Source organism: Rhizomicrobium sp., assembly GCA_037200385.1.
Taxonomy (GTDB): Bacteria; Pseudomonadota; Alphaproteobacteria; order Micropepsales; family Micropepsaceae; genus Rhizomicrobium.
This window is the reverse complement of record JBBCGL010000001.1, coordinates 1601270-1617472: the sequence shown is the minus strand read 5'-3', so window position 1 is coordinate 1617472 and position 16203 is coordinate 1601270. Positions and strand designations below refer to the sequence as shown.

Annotated in this window: 9 protein-coding genes; 4 read left to right on the top strand and 5 right to left on the bottom strand. The window is 67.2% G+C overall.

Features of this window, described 5'->3' with window-relative positions; translation table 11 throughout:
- Nucleotides 1-128: 128 nt before the first annotated feature.
- Nucleotides 129-3446: a TonB-dependent receptor gene (locus WDM91_07545; GenBank protein MEI9994432.1), complete on the top strand. Its 3318-nt coding sequence runs from the start codon at nucleotides 129-131 to the stop codon at nucleotides 3444-3446.
- A gap of 315 nt (nucleotides 3447-3761) precedes the next feature.
- Here the strand turns inward: WDM91_07545 and WDM91_07540 are convergent, their stop codons facing one another.
- The 5 genes from WDM91_07540 to WDM91_07520 all read right to left on the bottom strand — a co-directional run bounded on the left by WDM91_07540 (nucleotide 3762) and on the right by WDM91_07520 (nucleotide 11694).
- On the bottom strand, nucleotides 3762-4103 hold the full coding sequence (locus tag WDM91_07540; protein MEI9994431.1) for a hypothetical protein: 342 nt from the start codon (nucleotides 4101-4103) through the stop codon (nucleotides 3762-3764).
- A gap of 89 nt (nucleotides 4104-4192) precedes the next feature.
- Nucleotides 4193-6352: an alpha-glucuronidase family glycosyl hydrolase gene (locus WDM91_07535; protein ID MEI9994430.1), complete on the bottom strand. Its 2160-nt coding sequence runs from the start codon at nucleotides 6350-6352 to the stop codon at nucleotides 4193-4195.
- Between the two features lie 10 nt (nucleotides 6353-6362).
- Entirely contained in the window at nucleotides 6363-7667 is a 1305-nt protein-coding gene (locus tag WDM91_07530; GenBank protein ID MEI9994429.1) for a serine hydrolase domain-containing protein, read from the bottom strand.
- The gene (locus WDM91_07525; protein MEI9994428.1) at nucleotides 7664-8839 is read right to left on the bottom strand and encodes an endo-1,4-beta-xylanase; all 1176 of its coding nucleotides are present in this window, start codon (nucleotides 8837-8839) and stop codon (nucleotides 7664-7666) included. Before WDM91_07525 ends, WDM91_07530 begins: the two co-directional genes overlap by 4 nt.
- Nucleotides 8836-11694 (bottom strand): glycosyl hydrolase 115 family protein, encoded by a 2859-nt coding sequence (locus tag WDM91_07520; protein ID MEI9994427.1) that lies wholly within the window; start codon nucleotides 11692-11694, stop codon nucleotides 8836-8838. The genes WDM91_07525 and WDM91_07520 overlap by 4 nt, the downstream gene beginning before the upstream one ends.
- 291 nt (nucleotides 11695-11985) lie before the next feature.
- On the opposite strand from WDM91_07520, the gene WDM91_07515 reads away from it, so the two are divergent.
- Genes WDM91_07515 through WDM91_07505 form a run of 3 tightly spaced genes read left to right on the top strand, consistent with a single transcriptional unit; the run spans nucleotide 11986 to nucleotide 16145 of the window.
- Nucleotides 11986-13266, top strand: a complete 1281-nt coding sequence (locus WDM91_07515; GenBank protein ID MEI9994426.1) for a hypothetical protein — start codon at nucleotides 11986-11988, stop codon at nucleotides 13264-13266.
- A gap of 1 nt (nucleotide 13267) precedes the next feature.
- Complete coding sequence (locus WDM91_07510) at nucleotides 13268-14515, top strand: MFS transporter (GenBank protein ID MEI9994425.1); 1248 nt, start codon at nucleotides 13268-13270, stop codon at nucleotides 14513-14515.
- Complete coding sequence (locus WDM91_07505; GenBank protein MEI9994424.1) at nucleotides 14505-16145, top strand: glycoside hydrolase family 43 protein; 1641 nt, start codon at nucleotides 14505-14507, stop codon at nucleotides 16143-16145. Before WDM91_07510 ends, WDM91_07505 begins: the two co-directional genes overlap by 11 nt.
- Nucleotides 16146-16203: the final 58 nt, after the last annotated feature.

The window sequence follows — 16203 nt, the reverse complement described above, 5'->3', positions numbered from 1 at the left end:
CATGCAGCGTTATGGGACCGCTACCATAACAAGGGGATTAACAGGAAACGTCAGTTCGCTACCGCTAACAACGAGACCGCATAAGCGGTCCGATACAGGCGGGGCTGCGAACACTAGGGGAGGTATGCATGCGTCCGTCTTTTCGCATTCTGAACAACCGTGCGAAGTCCGTGCTGAGGGGCACGACATTGCTGGCCGGTCTCGGCGCGGCTTTCGTGGCGACTGCGCCGGCTTTCGCCGCGGACGCCGACCAGGTCGAAACGGTCACCGTCACGGGCTATCGCGCCAGCTTGACCGCGTCGACCGACGCCAAGCGCGCGTCGACCAACTTCACCGATTCGGTGTTCGCCGAGGACATCGGCAAGTTTCCCGACACCAACATCGCCGAATCGCTGAACCGCATTCCGGGCGTCACGATCAGCCGTGAAATCGACGGCGAAGGCGTGAACGTCTCGATCCGCGGCCTGGGCACGAGCTTCACCAAGATCACGCTGAACAACGCCGCCATCGCGGTGGCCTCCACCGGCGCGACCGACGCGCGCAACAACAACCGCGAAGTCGACCTCAACATGTTCCCGACCGAGCTGTTCACCCAGCTCACGGTCTCCAAGTCGCCGACCTCCGACCAGGTCGAAGGCGGCGCGGCGGGCGTGGTGAACATGCGCACCCAGCGGCCCTTCGACAAGGAAGGCTTCCGCTTCACCTATAACCTGCAGGGCTCCGACGTTTCGACGGCCAGCGAACCGGGCGAGCGCGGTGCGCTGATCCTCTCCGATACCTGGGGCAGCTTCGGCGCCCTGATCGGCGTCGCGGGCGTGCACAGCAACGTGTTCGTCAAGGGCTGGGAAGACGGCAATGCCGGCTGGGTCGGCCCGACGCTCGCGACAACGGCATCCGCCACCACGCCGGTGCAATGCTCGCCGGCCGCGAGTTGCGGCACCTTCGGCTCCAAGTCCTGGGGCGTGCCGGGCACAATCCCGACCAACGTCGCCATCCCGATCCCCGGCGGCGGCGGCGCGACCTACGCGCCCGGCACCGCCATCGACCAGGCCTGGCTGCTCGCCAACAATCCGGGCCTCACCATCGGGCAATTGTCCAACGCGCTTCTGCCGCGCCTCGGCCGCTCGATGTTCTCGGAAGGCACCCGCGACCGCTACAACGCGGTCGCGAGCCTGGAATGGCGCCCGATCGACGGCATGCACTTCTATTTGGACGGCATCTTCGGCCGCCAGTTCAACGACCTGAACCGCTCCGACATCAACTTCGGCGTCCGCGCCGGCAACGGCAGCCAGCCGCTCATCCCGACCAATGTCGTGCTGCAGCCCGACTGGCTGGGGCTGTCCAATGGCGGCGGCGGCGCGGTGCAGAGCGGCACGTTCTACAACGCCCAGTTCGCGCTGGAAGCGCGGCCGTTCCGGGAGAAGGGCGACTTCTACAGCCTGAACCCGGGCGTCGAGTGGCAGGTCAACGACACGCTGTGGGCCGACGTGCAGCTCAACGCGACGCGCAGCCACTTCTTCCGCGATTCACCGACCGTATTCGTCGTCACCTGCCCCAGCGCCGGCAATGCCGGCGTACCGGGCTGCGCGGCACCGGCCGGCGGCGTGGCCGTGAACTTCAGCAATCCCGTGGGCGCGGCCTTCCCGTCGATCACGACCAACATCAACCTGAACGACCCGGCCAACTACCAGTGGAACAACGGCCGCGTGAATCTTCAGGACGAGAAGCGCTTCACCGTCACCGACGGCGCGCATTTCGACGTGAAGTGGGGCGGCGACGCGCTCTCGATCCAGGGCGGCGGTGCGTTCGACCATGCCTTCCGCAGCATCATCGCCGTCGATGATTCGGGCCGCTGGCAGAATGCGATCTGCGGCGACAACCCGAACGTCTACCTGCCCGGCCCGAACGCCGGCAATGGCGTGGGCTGCAACGGCCAGACCAGCGCCACGCCGGTCGGCGCCAACAATCCGCTGACCAACTGGCCGGGCTACGGCACGGGCTACAGCAGCGGCTTCCCGGCGCAGGTCTTCCAGGGATCGCTGGTGCCGCAATCGGCGCTCGCGAGCTACCTGGAGAAAGGCCCGACCGGCTTCGTCACGGTCGACTACAACAAGATCTTCGCGGCGTCGAACTACTACGCGATCGACAATGCGGCGATCGCCTCGCTGGACAATTGCTCGACGCTGAAGTGCACGCCGATAAGCCCGGCCTTCGCGACGGCTTCGAACACCGGCGGCACCTCCGGCGGTGTCGACGAGAAGACCTACGGCCTCTACCTGAAGGCGGATGGCATCCTGCACCTCGGCGAGCGCGACCTGAAATGGGATGCCGGCGTGCGCTGGTTCGAGACCCACCAGACCATCATCTCGCCGACCCAGCATACCGATCCGCGCAATGTGGGCCTGGCGCAGGGCGGCCTCTATCCGAACTACTTCACCTTCTCGCCGGCCAAGAACGACTACAACGCGTTCCTGCCGAACCTGAACCTCGTCTACGACGTGGCGGACGATTTCCTGGTCCGCGCCTCGCTCTCGCGGACGATGACGCGCCCCGATCCGAGCCAGATGATCTCGGCCGTCAACTTCTCCGACCCGACGGCAGCGGCGGCCAGCGTGGGCAATCCGGCGCTCAAGCCTTACTTCTCCAACAACATCGACCTGGGCGTCGAGTACTACACCGGCGGCGAGGGCTATGCGAGCGTGGCGGTCTTCCGCAAATCCGTCAGCAATTTCACCAACCAGGTCAGCATCAAGCAGCCCTTCTCTTACCTGGCGCAGTTCGGCATCAACTATGCGAGCCTGACCGACAGCCAGCAGCAGGCCCTGTGCGCGCGGGCCGGCTGCGCGAACTACCACACGGCGACCGACGCGGACGTGGCCGACACGTCGCTTTCGGTCACCGAGCAGCTCAATTCGCCGGGCCTCAAGATCATCAACGGCATCGAGCTGGGCTATGTGCAGCCGCTGGACTTCCTGCTGGAGCCTTACGGCCTGAAGGGCTTCGGTCTGACGGGCAACCTCACGATCATCGACCAGAAGGCCACGGGTTCGGTCCCCTCGATCGCAACCGGCGTGGCGCCGTTCACCTACAACGTCACCGCCTACTATGACGACGGCAGCCTGAGCGCCCGGCTCTCCTATGGGTTCGCCGACACGTCCTACGCGTCGCTCTCCAACCAGCAGAACGTCTGTCTGCCGGCCGGCTCGTCGCCGAACTGCCAGACGGGCGCGTATCTGTTCTCGAAGGCTTATGGCCAGGCGGACTTCTCGTCCAGCATCCACCTGAACCGGTTCTTCGGCGATTTGCCGAGCGATCCGGAACTGACCTTCGACGTGCAGAACATCTTCAGCGCCAAGCAGGTCAGCTACTTCCAGCTGCCGGACGCGGTGCACAGCTACTACATCAAGGGTCAGACCTACCTGTTCGGTATCCGCGGCACGTTCTGATCTCCGCGATCGCGTACCGCCGCCGTTCGACGAGGAACGGCGGCGGATCTGAGTGTGATTGGATTCCCCAATAACTCGAGCGGCCCGTCCCAAGGATGCGCCGCTCGATTTTTTTATGGGACGTGCGCCGGGAATTGCTCCGGACCTGTCGCAATCAGATGGGCTCAAGAAATCCGTCATGGCGCGCGAATGCGGGCCACCCAGGCGACATTTGTGCCTGCTTTGGAAGAAGAAATACCCGCGCGCCTTTTGACATCGTGCAGAACCGAACTGGGTGGCCCGCGGGCTATGACATCAGCTTGAGATCAAATCGCTCTACGGCGCCGCCGGCGGCGTATAAGGCTCGGCGTGGCTGATGCGGCAGGTCTGGCGATGGCCGTCGATCGTGCCGGCGATCACGTCGTCGCCCATCCCGACGCAGTTGAAATCGCTCGACAGCCGGATCATGTCGGCCGAGCGCAGGCCGATGCAAGTCGTGCTGAGGCGCAGCTGGCGATGGTCGCGGCCGATGGTCTGCCTGGCAACGATGTCGTGGCCTTCCAGATACAGCGCCTGGTAACTCCTCCGGGGATCGATGCAGATCTTGCCGGGCGGCGGCGCGGCGAGGGCGGCCGGGGCGGCCAGCAGCGCGGCCAATACGATGCAGGATGGTCTCATGGGCGGGTCCTCCCTGACGCGACGGCGCCAAGCTGCAAGATATCGTGCCGCGACTGAACCGGCGATGAACGGATGAATGTCGCCCGTCGTCAATGCCCCGGCACGAAGGGGAAGTTGATCGCCTTGTAATAGGCGACGTCGTGCGGCGGTGCGGCGTGCCCGGCCGGGAAGGGCCGCTTCGAGAAGGTCGCGAAATAGGCGAGGCAGGCATCGCGCCACCACTGCGCCTCCTTCTCCTCGATCGCGAGATAGGCGGCCTCTTCGTTGAAGCGCTGGGCATCGACCCAGGGCTTCATCCGGCTCCAGGTCGCGCGCGCCCGCGCCGTCGCGTCGACACCGTCGTCATAGCGCACCACCAGCTCGTCCCACAGGGTGCGGCCCGACTTCATCTTGCGGTCCCAGGGCACGTGATGGAACCAGAGGAGGAATTTCTCCGGCGTCGTGTCGATGTCCTCGAATTGCTTTGCCACCGGCGGCGCGTATTGCGAGGTGGCGCCGCTGCCGGTCGCCGCGGTGCGGTCGAAGCCGAGGCCCGCGGCGTCGGCGCGATGGTAGTAGACCGGATTCCAGTCGGGCCGCTTGAGATCGTCGACCCAGGGGCCCGGGCCGTAATGATGCCCGGTCGCCATCAGGTGATGCAGGCCGAGCGGCGTCATGTAATCGACCGTCGCCTCGCGCGAGGCCATCATCATGTCGACCACCGGTCCCAGGAAATGCGAATCGTTGCTGAAGGTCTGCCGCGCCCATTCCTCGGCGATGGCGCGCGACGAGAGCGACGGATCCCAGGCGAGGCGGCCGAAGACGTACCAGTTCGCCTGGTTGAACTCCGAGCCGGTCCAGTTGCGGTCGTCGCCCATGTTGGACACGCCGGCCATGCCGGTCAGCGTGTTGCCGAACAGCGAGCCGTCGACGACTTTCTCCACGGTCGAGCCCGGCCCCTTCGCGTAGGTGTCGGCGTGCAGTACTTCCTCATAGAGCGGCCCGAGATAGGCGAGGCTGGTCGCCAATCCGAGATATTCCTTGGTGAGCTGCACTTCGAGGAACAGGTTGGTGTGCGGCAGGGCGCCGAACAGCGGATGGAAGGGCTCGCGCGGCTGGAAATCGATTGCGCCGTTCTTGGCCTGCACGACGACATTGTCGCGGAACTTGCCGTCGAGCGGCACGAACTCGCCATAGGCCTGCTTGGCGCGGTCTTCCGGATTCTCCGCCGCATAGACGAAGGCGCGCCACATCACGATGCCGCCGTGGGGTTTCAGCGCATCCGCCAGCATGTTCGCGCCGTCGGCGTGGCTGCGGTGATAGTCGCCCGGTCCCGGCTGGCCCTCGGAATTGGCCTTGACCAGGAAGCCGCCGAAATCGGGTACGTAGCGGTAGATCTCGTCCGCCTTGGCGTTCCACCAGGCCTGCACCGCGGGGTCGAGCGGATCGGCGGTCTTGAGGCCGCCGATCTCGATCGGCGCGCTGAAGCGGGCGGAGAGATAGACCTTGATGTGCCAGGGGCGGAACAGATCGGCCAGCGCCTTCACCTTGGCGAGATAGAGCGGCGTGAGAATCTGCGCGCTCGCCGCGACGTTGTTCAGCACCGCGCCGTTGATCCCCAGCGAGGCATCGGCGCGCGCGTAGTCCGTGTAGCGCGGGTCCATGTAGTCCGGCATCTTGTGCCAGTCCCAGATGGAGAAGCCGGCATAGCCGCGTTCCTGGGTGCGGTCGAGATTGTCCCAATGATCGAGGATGCGGACCTTGAGGCGCGGCGCCGAGGCGATGTCGAGCATGTCGATCGGCTGCCAGGTCTGCAGCAGCCGCAGATAGGCGAACACGCCGTAGAGCACGCCGGCGTCGCTGTTGCCCGCGATCACCGTGACCTTGCGGCCCTCCGCGACGGTGGTGCGGATGAGATAGCCTTCGTCGCCGAGCCCGTTCAGCGCCGGCGCCAGGGTCCGGATCAGCGGCGAGCTCGTGGGCGTGCCGAGCACGATGGTGCCGTCGCGGGCGATGGCGCGCGTCACCGTGAACGGGCGTCCGAGCAAGCCGCTCAGGTCGCGCCGCAGCTCCTCGGTCGCGGCCGCGATGGTCGGCGAGGTCTCGCGGCCGCTGGGCACGATGGTCGCAAGCTGGCTGCGATAGACCCGCAGCGGCGAAGGCGCGATCTGGCGATAGCGCAGCCACAGATCGTAGCCGTCCTCGGCATGGGCGAAGGTCGGCATTGCAAGCGCGGCAAGAGCGACAATCAGGCGGAGGAGGGATCGCATGAGGACACCTTTATCGTGACGAGGAGGGGGCGCCGTAGACGGCGTCGCGGAAAGCCTTGTGCAGCGGCACCTTGCCGAACGGCATGTATTGCGTGAACAGCACGGCGGTGATGCGGTTGACGGGATCGACCCAGAACAGCGTGTCGGCGGCGCCGTCCCAGAAGAACTCGCCGACGGTACCTGCGGCCTCGTCGCCCTGGGGCTGGGCGGTGCGCACCGCGAAGTCGAGCCCGAAGCCGACGCGGCCCTTGCTCGGCAGCCAGGAGCGGTCGGCGATCTCGGCCGGAAGCTGGTTGGTGGACATCAGGCGGACGGTCTCGCGCTTCAGGACGCGCGCGCCATCGAGCTCGCCCTCGTTCTCCAGCATGCGGGCGAAGCGCATATAGTCGTCAAGCGTCGCGGTGAGGCCATAGCTTCCGGGCGTCAGCGGCCAATCGCCGGTGTTGAAGGCGAAGGCGCGGTCGTCGGGGGCGCGCGTCAGCGAACCGTCCTCATGCCAGTCGTAGAGCGCCGCCAGGCGGGCGCGGCGTTCGGGGCCGACATGATAGCCCGTCTGCGTCATCTTCAGCGGCGCGAAGATGTGATCCTGCAGATAGAGGTCGAAGCGCTGGCCCGAAAGACGCTCGACCAGCAGGGCCTGCATGTCGACCGCGGGGCTGTAGAGCCAGTGCTCGCCGGGATGATAGGCGAGCGGCACCTGGCCCAGCAGCCGCGCCTCCTCGGCGAGCGTGTGGGCCTTGTTGCCGGGATCGAGACGCGTCATCTCGTTCTCGACATAGGCGATGCCGGAATAGCCGGTCGTCATGCCGGCGGTGTGGCGCATCAGGTCCAGGATGGTCATCGCGCGATGCGGCGCCACGAGGATCGGCTTGCCGGCGGGATCGAGCCCGGCGAAGACCTTCACGCCCGCGAGCTCCGGGATGTATTTCGCCACCGGATCGTCGAGCCGGAACAGACCGCGCTCGTAGAGCTGCATCAACGCCGCGCCCGTGACCGGCTTGGTCATGGAGAAGATCTGCACCAGCGTGTCGCGCCGCATCGGCACGGACATCTCGCGGTCGGCCGCGCCGAAGGCGCCGAAATAGACCTCCTTGCCGTCCTTGAAGACGAGGGCGGAGACGCCGACGAGCTGGCCGCGATCGACGAAGCCCTTCAGCGCTGCGTCGATGCGCGCGGGATCGATGGCGGTGACGATGCCGGCACCCGGCGGTGCGACTGCGACCGGCGGAGGCGGCGCGACCGGCGGCGGCGGTGCAAGTGTGCTGCAGGCCGAGAGCACGGCCGTCGCCGCCAGCGCGAGGACGGCCGGCCTCACAGCAGCCAGTTCCGTTGCGGCGCGGCGCGGAAGGCGCCGGCGATGGCATCGCGCATCGGCTTGGGCCGGTAGTCGTCGTCATAGAGGCTCGGCCGCTTGGGCAGGCCGTCGGGGCGCGGCCAGCGTTCGCGCAGCCAGGAATATTTGTCGACCAGGCCCCAGGCCATGACATAGCGCAGCTGCGGATAGCTCAGCATGACGTCGAAATAGCGCCGCGCCAGGTCGGCCACTGCGGCGTCGCGCAACGCGATGTCGGCCGGCAGGTTCTGGTCGCCTTCGTCGAACTCGGTGATCACGAGGTCAAGGCCGAGCCCCGTCGCGGCGTCGAGGAAGCCGCGCCATTCGCGCTCGTCGCCGGGTCCGAGGGTCGGCGTGGTCGCCGAGGCGCCGGGGCCGATATGGGCCTGCACGCCCAGCGCGTCGATCGGTGTACCGTTCTTCTTCAGACGCTCGAGCAGCGCGACGACGCCGGCGCGATGCTTCGCATTGCCGGGTCCCCAGCTCATATAGTCGTTGTAGACGAGCTGGGCATGCGGCAGCGCGGTGCGCGCCGCGTCGAAGGCGATGTCGATCACGCGGTCGCCGAGATAGCGCGTGAACACCGTCTCGCGCATCCCGCCGGTGTCGGGATCGATCGTCTCGTTGACGACGTCCCAGGCGAAGATGCGGTCGCCGTACTTGCCGCAGACCGTTGCGATGTGCGCGCGCAGCAGGCGCTCGGCTTCGGTCGCGGGGCGGGGTCCGAAGTCGTAGTTCGCGACCCAGGCGGGAAACCATTGCATGTTGTGCCATAGCAGCGTGTGACCGCGCATCAGGAGGTTGTTGGCATCGGCGAAGGCGATCAGCCGGTCGGCGCGGCTGAAATCGAACACGTCCGGCGCCGGCCGCAGCGTGTACCATTTGAGCTCGTTCTCCGGCACCAGGATGCCGCATTCGCGCAGGAAGATTTCGCGCACCTGAGGATCGTCGTAGGAATTGGCGCGCTTGCCGTCGAAGCTGCCGGGATGCGGCGCGCCGCTCGGTCCGGTGCCGAGACAGGACCCGAAGCGCAGGCCCTTCGCGGCGGCGAGCGCGTTGAGCGAGGCGGGTCCGGCCGCCGAAGCCCGCGCGAAGCCGGGCATCAGCGCGGCGGCCGACAGGGCGAGCAGTTCGCGGCGGGACAATTCGCTCATTTCACGATCCTCGTTTCGGGCACCGGGTCATAGGCGCGGGGTGCGCCGTCGAAGGCGATCTCGAAACGGTCGAGGATCACGCCGGGGTCGAGCGCGGTGACGCGCAGCGTGTGCGCCCCGGGCGCGAGCCGCAGGGCGTTCACTTCGCCCACCGCGCTGTTGCCGAGCACGTTCTGCCGCCAGGCGGCGCTGAATTCGGCGGTCTTGAAATCGAGCACGACCGGCGCGCCGCCGTCGATCGCAACCGCGACCCGCATGCCGTTCCGCGATGTGATAGGGAGCACGGGAAGCGCGATCACCCGCAGCGTCGCCCGATCGTCGGCCGTGGTGGTGGCGAAGCGGTAGGTTGCGCTGGGGCCGCTTGTTTCGGACGATTCCGTGTTCAGCGCGCTGCGCAGGCTGGCGCCGGTATGGCCGAGGCCGTTCAGAACCTCCCAGGCGCCGGTCATCATGTCGGGATGAGTCGCATAGATCGAGACGATGCGATCCTCTTCGAGGAACGAAACATCCTTCACGGTGTTGCGCGGCGCGAGGCGGACGGTCACGGCGAGCGTCGTCACTGTGCCGTCGCAGGTCAGCGCGATGCTGCCTTGCCCGCCGTCGGGCGCGGCCTCCCAGTCGATGGAGACGTGCAGGCGCTGTTCCGCGGTCCGGGCGTCGAAAGCGCCCCGGAGGCGGTCGAGCCTGATCCACGGCGCGCTCGGAGTCGCCGTCCAGTGCGCCAGCGCCGGCGCCTTCAGGAAAAGATCGATGTAGCGCGTGCGCGGCAATTCGCGATGGAAGGGCGGCAGGGCCGGCGTGGCGCCACCCCTGTCGTAATAGCTTCCGCCCTCAGCCTGCAGCGCGCAGCTCGCGTCGCCGCTGTTGCTCCAGTACGGATAGTCGGGCTGGTCGTATTGCGGCAGCTTCGCCGGCGCGATGTCCATCATGCCGCGCCATTTGCCGCCGCCCATCGCGTTGTAGGCGGCCGCGCCGGCGAGCAGCGCCGCATGCGCGTCACGCGCCCGCAGCGCGTAGGCATTGGCACTGGCGCGGCGCTGCAGGCCATAGGCGATGGCCTTGTCGAGATCGAGGGCGCGTTCGTTGATCGCGGCGGCGGCGCCGACCGGATAGAAGACCAGCTGATCGAACGCATCCCACCGGTCGCTCGGCAGCGTCGTGCGCAGGGCGGCGGCGCGGGCCGCGATGTCGCGATAGGCCTCGAGGCGGCGCGCGTTCTCGTCGCCGAAGTCGATCATGTCGAAGTCGGTCTGGCGCGGTGCGGTGGTCGGGTAGTGCGTGTTGAAGCCCATGAACTCGGGCTTGCGCGAGAAGGCGAGGTCGTAATAGCGCCACAGGATATCGGTGATCGCATCGGCATGCTCTGCGCCGAACTGGGCCGCGGCGAAGGCGTGCAGATGCGCCCGCACGCTCGCGATGTCGGCGAAGGCGTCGTCGTCCCACGCCATGTCGAGGAAGAGCTGGCTGAGATACTCGCCCGGCTTGATGTCGCCGACATTGAGCACCCAGATGCGCCGTGCGTCGAACAGATAGGCCTTGCGCATCTCCTCCCACATCAGCGCGGGATGCGCCGAGGCGAGCCAGAGATAGGACATCGGCCCGCCCCAATAGGAGATGTGATAATAGACGCCCGAGCCGCCGCTACGCCCGCGCTCCTGCGGATTCGAGAGGCGGCGGATATAGCCGAAATTGTCGTCCGGCCAGGTGAGCGTGACGTCGTCGGGCACTTTGAGCCCGGTGTCGTAGGCCGGCAGCACTTCCTTGTAAGGCGTGAAGACCTGCGGGATCGTGTTCGCCGGCCGCCCGAGGCGATGCGCGAGGATGGCGCGCTGCCGGCCGAAGACGTCCGTGAGGATGTCGCGCATCTGCTCCGGCCCATCGGCGCCCAGCATCGGGTAGTCGCCGACGCCGCGCAGGCCCAGCGTGTAGATGTTCTCATACTGCTTGTGGCCGTCGACGGCCTCGTCCCAGTAGTCGAGCAGGGCCTGGCGATTGGTCTGCCAGTTGAACGGTCCGCGCCTGGCCGGATCCCATTCCCGGTCGTTGTTGCGCAGCATGGGCTCGGCATGGCTGGTCGCGTGGATGATGGCGTAGTCGTCGGCGGTTTGGGCATTGCCGGGCACGTCGTCGAACGCCACCGTGCCCTTGTGCATGGCGGGCCAGATCGTGTCGGCCTTCAGCCGCCACATCAGCTCGAAGATACGGGCATAGGTGCGCGGACCGACGGTGCCGGCCTCGGGCTCATAGGTCTTCGCCGCCCAGGGCTTCAGCCCGAAATCCTCGTCGTTGAGGAAGATGGCGCGATAGCGGACGGACGGCTCCCGGGAATAGCGCAGCGCGGCGTCGACCGTGAGGGTCGCGACCTTGCGGATCGTCACGTCCGCCCACCATTCCCAGGCCGAGACGCCCAGTTCGCGCGTCAGGTCGATCACGCCATAGATCGCGCCGCGCGTGTCGGAGCCGAAGATCAGAAGCGCCCGCTGCTTCGGATTCCATGGCGCGGGAACGACGGCGCGGCCATAGGTCTCCCACTTGCCGGCGATGGGGGCGGTGTCGAGGCGGTTGGCTCTGAGCAGGCTGGCGATCCAGGGCTGGTCGATCCGGCCGACGATCACCGCCGTGCCGTCGACGCCGCCCGGACCGGTCGCGATTTTCGGTGCATGGCCGGTCAGCGCGGTCAGGTCGTGCGCCAGCAGGGCGGCCGCCTTGTTCAGCGGCCGGCTGGCGGCGCCGTCGGTGACGATGCTCGCGACCTGAGCATCGCTATATAGAGTGACACTCCCGGCCCGCGCCGGCAGGGTTGCGAGCAGCGCCAAGGCGATGCTCCAGCCGAGTTTCTGCAATGCGTCCCACATATTGCAGCGCACCAAATTCGATTTCGCAGCGCAGCGTCGATTGTTGGATTTTTCCTTTGGCGCCCGCCAAAGGTAGCGTTACCACTTCATCGCGCCCTGCTCAATGTGGTCTGCGCGCCAAGACGAGAAAGAAGGGGGCAGCGAGGCTGAAGCGAATGAAGCGCCGGACAGGTACACCGTTGCGACCGTCACGGTCAGCATGCAGTTTGACCGCGGAAATCATTCTGGAGGCGATGGCATGAAGATGCGGAGCACGACCGGGCACACGGTGCCGGACGCGGAGCGCGGCTGATGCGGCTGGCGATCTTCGCGATGGCGGCCGCGCTGGCGGCAACCGTGCCGCTGACGGCGGAGCAGGACCACCAACGTATTCTGGACGAACTCCATATCACCACGCTGCGCCCCGGCGTCGACGGCGATGCCAGGGCGCCGAACGCGGCCAATTACGACGAGGCCAAGGCGAACCCGGCGCCCGACCTGCCCGATCCGCTGAAGCTCAGGGACGGCACGCCGGTCACGTCGCGCGACATGTGGTGGCAGCACCGCCGCGAGGAGATCGCCACAGACTACGAGGCCGAAGTCTACGGCAAGCTGCCGGCGGCTGCACCGATCCTCAAATGGGTCGTGGCGGGCACCGCGCCGGAGACGATCGGCAAGGTGGCGGCGACGACGCGCCATCTCGTGGCTCATCCGGGCGGGCTGAGCCCCGCCGCGTTCGACATCACGATGACGGTGAGCCTGCCGGCGAGCGCCAAGGCGCCGGTGCCGGTGGTCCTGCTGCTTTCGGGCGGCGCGAAAGCGGGCCGGCCGTCGACCTGGCGCGCGCAGGTGCTGGCCAGGGGCTGGGGCGCGGCGGAGCTGGACGTCACGAGCGTGCAGCCGGACGACGGCGCGGACCTGGTCAAGGGCGTGATCGGATTGGTCAACGCCGGCAAGCCGCGCGACCTGCACGACTGGGGCGTGTTGCGCGCCTGGGCCTGGGGCGCCAGTCGCGCGATGGATTATTTCGAGGAGGACGCCGCGATCGATTCCGCGCATGTCGGCATCGCGGGACATTCGCGCTATGGCAAGGCGGCGCTGATCGCGATGGCCTATGATGCACGCTATGCCGTGGCCTACATCTCGTCCTCCGGCGCGGGCGGCGCGGCGCTGCTGCGGCGCAATTTCGGCGAGCGGATCGAGAATCTCGCGGGCACCGGCGAGTATCACTGGTTCGCCGGCGAATTCCTGCAATATGCCGGGCCGAAGACGGCGGCCGACCTGCCGGTCGACGCGCATGAGCTGTTCGCGCTGGCGGCGCCGCGACCCATCTTCGTCGGCGCGGGCGCGAAGGGCGACAATTGGGTCGATCCACGCGGCATGTTCATGGCCGAGGTGGCGGCCGGACCGGTCTATGCGCTGCTCGGCAAGAAGGGCCTGGAGACGGCCACCATGCCGCCGGTCGGCAAGGGGCTGACCGGCGGCGAGCTAGCCTTCCGCCAGCATGCGGAGGGGCACACGCCGGAGCCGAACTGGCCGGCCTTCCTCGCCTTCGCGCAGCGCTATCTGCGGCCGGCACCGAAGAAGGGGTGAGATGGGAAAGATCGTCGGCCTGCGCTGGTGGACCATCGGCCTCATCATGCTGGGTGCGACGCTCAATTTCCTGACGCGCAGCACGCTGTCGGTCGCGGCGCCGACCGTGCTGGCGGATCTGCATATCGGCGAGCGGGAATATTCCTGGGTCCTGCTCGCCTTCCAGCTCGCGATCATGGCGCAGCCGGCGGTCGGCTTCTTCCTCGACACGGTCGGCCTGCGGATCGGCATGGCGATCTGTGCCGCGGCGTGGTCGGTGGTGTGCATGGCGCATGGCTTGGCGCACAACTGGCAGACCCTGGCGGGATTGCGCGGCCTGCTCGGCTTTGCCGAAGGCTCGGCCAATCCGGCCGGGATGAAAGTGGTGTCGGAGTGGTTCCCGGCACGCGAGCGCGGCATCGCCGGCGGGATCTACAATATCGGCGCCTCGGTCGGCTCGATGCTGGCGCCGCCGCTCGTGGCCTGGGCGATCATCGCTTATGACTGGCAGATGGCGTTCGTCATCACCGGCGCGCTGGGCTTGGCCTGGGTCGTGCTATGGCTTCTGTTGTACCGGCCGCGCGAGGACCACAAGGCGCTGACCGGCAGCGAGCGCGCTTATATCGAAGCGGGGCAGGAGCCGCATCTGACCGCGCAGTTGGCGCGGCCGTCGCTTCTTTCCCTTCTGCAACAGCGCAATTTCTGGGGCATCGCGCTGCCGCGCTTCCTCGCCGATCCGACCTGGGCGGCGCTGACCTTCTGGCTGCCGCTCTACCTGGTGAAGGCGCATCATTTCGACCTTCGGCATATCGCGCTGTTCGCCTGGCTGCCCTTCCTCGCCGCCGATCTGGGCAGCCTGTTCGGGCCGCTGGTGGTGCTGGCGCTGCAGAAATTCGGCGTCGGGTTGATCGATGCGCGGCGCGGCGCCTTCACGCTGGGCGCCGCGATGATGACCGGCATCGCCTTCACCGGCTTCGTCGCCGATCCCTATGCGGCGATCGCGCTGCTCTGTCTTGGGGCTTTCGCGCATCAGACGCTGTCGGTGACCGTCATCACCATGGCGACCGATCTCTTCCGCCGCGGCGAGGTCGCGACGGTGGCCGGCATGGCGGGGACCTTCGGCAATACCGGTGCGCTCATCTTCAACACGATGGTCGGCGGGCTGGTCGCGCTGGTGGGCTATTCGCCCTTCTTCGTGGCCCTCGCGGTGCTCGACATCGTCGGTGCCGTCGTCCTTTGGTCTTTCGTGCGGGAGCGCCATGTCCGGTAACACGATCCGCAATCCCATCTTGCGCGGCTTCAACCCCGATCCGTCGATCGTCCGCGTCGGTGACGACTACTACATCGCGACCTCGACTTTCGAATGGTTTCCCGGGGTGCAGATTCACCACTCGCGCGACTTGCAGCACTGGCGCCTGCTGACGCGGCCGCTGCGGCGGGCGCGCCAGCTCGACCTGCGCGGCGATCCGGATTCCGGCGGCGTCTGGGCGCCGTGCCTGAGCCATGCCGACGGTCGGTTCTGGCTGATCTACACCGATGTGAAGCGCTACGGCCGCACCAGCGTGGGCGGCGCGTCGGGCGCGAGCCTGCGCGACTTCCACAACTATCTCGTCACGGCGGAGCGGATCGACGGCGAGTGGTCCGATCCGGTCTTCCTGAATTCGAGCGGCTTCGATCCGTCGCTGTTCCACGACGACGATGGCCGGAAATATTTCGTCAACATGCTGTGGGACCACCGCCCCGGCAACAACCGCTTCGCGGGCATCGTGCTGCAGGAATATGCGCATGACGCGCAGCGCCTGGTCGGCGCGCGGCGGCTGATCTTCACCGGCACGCCGCTGGGCCTCACCGAGGCGCCGCATCTCTACAAGCGCGGCGGCTGGTATTACCTGATCACCGCCGAGGGCGGCACGGGCTGGAACCATGCGGTGACAATGGCGCGGTCGCGCAGCATCGACGGTCCCTACGAACTGCATCCCGACACCCATATCCTGAGTGCGCGGACGCGGCCCGATGCGCCCTTGCAGCGCGCCGGCCATGGCGATCTCGTCGAGACGCAGGGCGGCGAGACCTACATGGTCTATCTCTGCGGCCGGCCGCTGCCCAATCGCGGGCGCTGCGTGCTGGGGCGCGAGACCGCGATCGAGCCGATGGTTTGGGGGCCGGACGGCTGGCTGCGCAGCGCCGACGGGCAAGGTATTCCGCATACGGAGGTTCGCGGGCCCGGCCTGCCGCCGCACCCTTTCGCCGCCGCGCCGGAGCGCGAGGATTTCGACGGGCCCGGCCTGCCACTCGCCTTCCAATGGCTGCGCTCGCCCGATCCGGATGCCCTGTTCAGCCTGGCGGCGCGGCCGGGCCATCTGCGGCTGTTCGGGCGCGAGAGCATCGGCAGCCTGTTCACCCAGGCGCTGGTCGCGCGGCGGCAGCAGGCCTTCTGCTATACCGCCACGGCGGCACTCGATTTCGAGCCGCAGCATTACCAGCAGGCCGCGGGCCTGGTCTGTTATTACAGCGGCGTGAAATTCCACTACCTGCACGTCAGCCATGACGAGACGCATGGCAAGCATATCCGCGTGATGTCGGCGCTGCCCGATCAGCCGCAGGCCGATGCCTTCACCGCACCGATCCCGATCCCGCCCGGCACGCGGACAGAATTGCGGGTCGATGTCGACTATGAGCGGCTGGTGTTCTCCTATCGCGTCGGCGGCGCGGCATGGATTCGGCTGCCGCAAGTTTTCGATGCCAGCATCTTGTCGGATGAAGCGACCGCGCCGGGCAATCCGAACTTCACCGGTGCGTTCGTCGGCATGGCCTGCCAGGACACGGCCGGCACCGGTCATCCGGCAGATTTCGACTGGTTCGACTACCGCGAGCGCGACTATATAAGCGTGTTGCCGTGAGCGGGCTGCTTTACAAAAAGGCCTGCAATACCTAGTCTGATAGCGTTACCAATAATAA

What these genes read in the sequence shown, in the direction of transcription:
- WDM91_07515 (MEI9994426.1), top strand. Translation starts at nt 11,986, where the DNA reads ATGCGGCTGGCGATCTTCGCGATGGCGGCCGCGCTGGCGGCAACCGTG.
- WDM91_07510 (MEI9994425.1), top strand. Translation starts at nt 13,268, where the DNA reads ATGGGAAAGATCGTCGGCCTGCGCTGGTGGACCATCGGCCTCATCATG.
- WDM91_07535 (MEI9994430.1), bottom strand. Translation starts at nt 6,352, where the DNA reads ATGCGATCCCTCCTCCGCCTGATTGTCGCTCTTGCCGCGCTTGCAATG.
- WDM91_07525 (MEI9994428.1), bottom strand. Translation starts at nt 8,839, where the DNA reads ATGAGCGAATTGTCCCGCCGCGAACTGCTCGCCCTGTCGGCCGCCGCG.
- WDM91_07545 (MEI9994432.1), top strand. Translation starts at nt 129, where the DNA reads ATGCGTCCGTCTTTTCGCATTCTGAACAACCGTGCGAAGTCCGTGCTG.
- WDM91_07540 (MEI9994431.1), bottom strand. Translation starts at nt 4,103, where the DNA reads ATGAGACCATCCTGCATCGTATTGGCCGCGCTGCTGGCCGCCCCGGCC.
- WDM91_07520 (MEI9994427.1), bottom strand. Translation starts at nt 11,694, where the DNA reads ATGTGGGACGCATTGCAGAAACTCGGCTGGAGCATCGCCTTGGCGCTG.
- WDM91_07505 (MEI9994424.1), top strand. Translation starts at nt 14,505, where the DNA reads ATGTCCGGTAACACGATCCGCAATCCCATCTTGCGCGGCTTCAACCCC.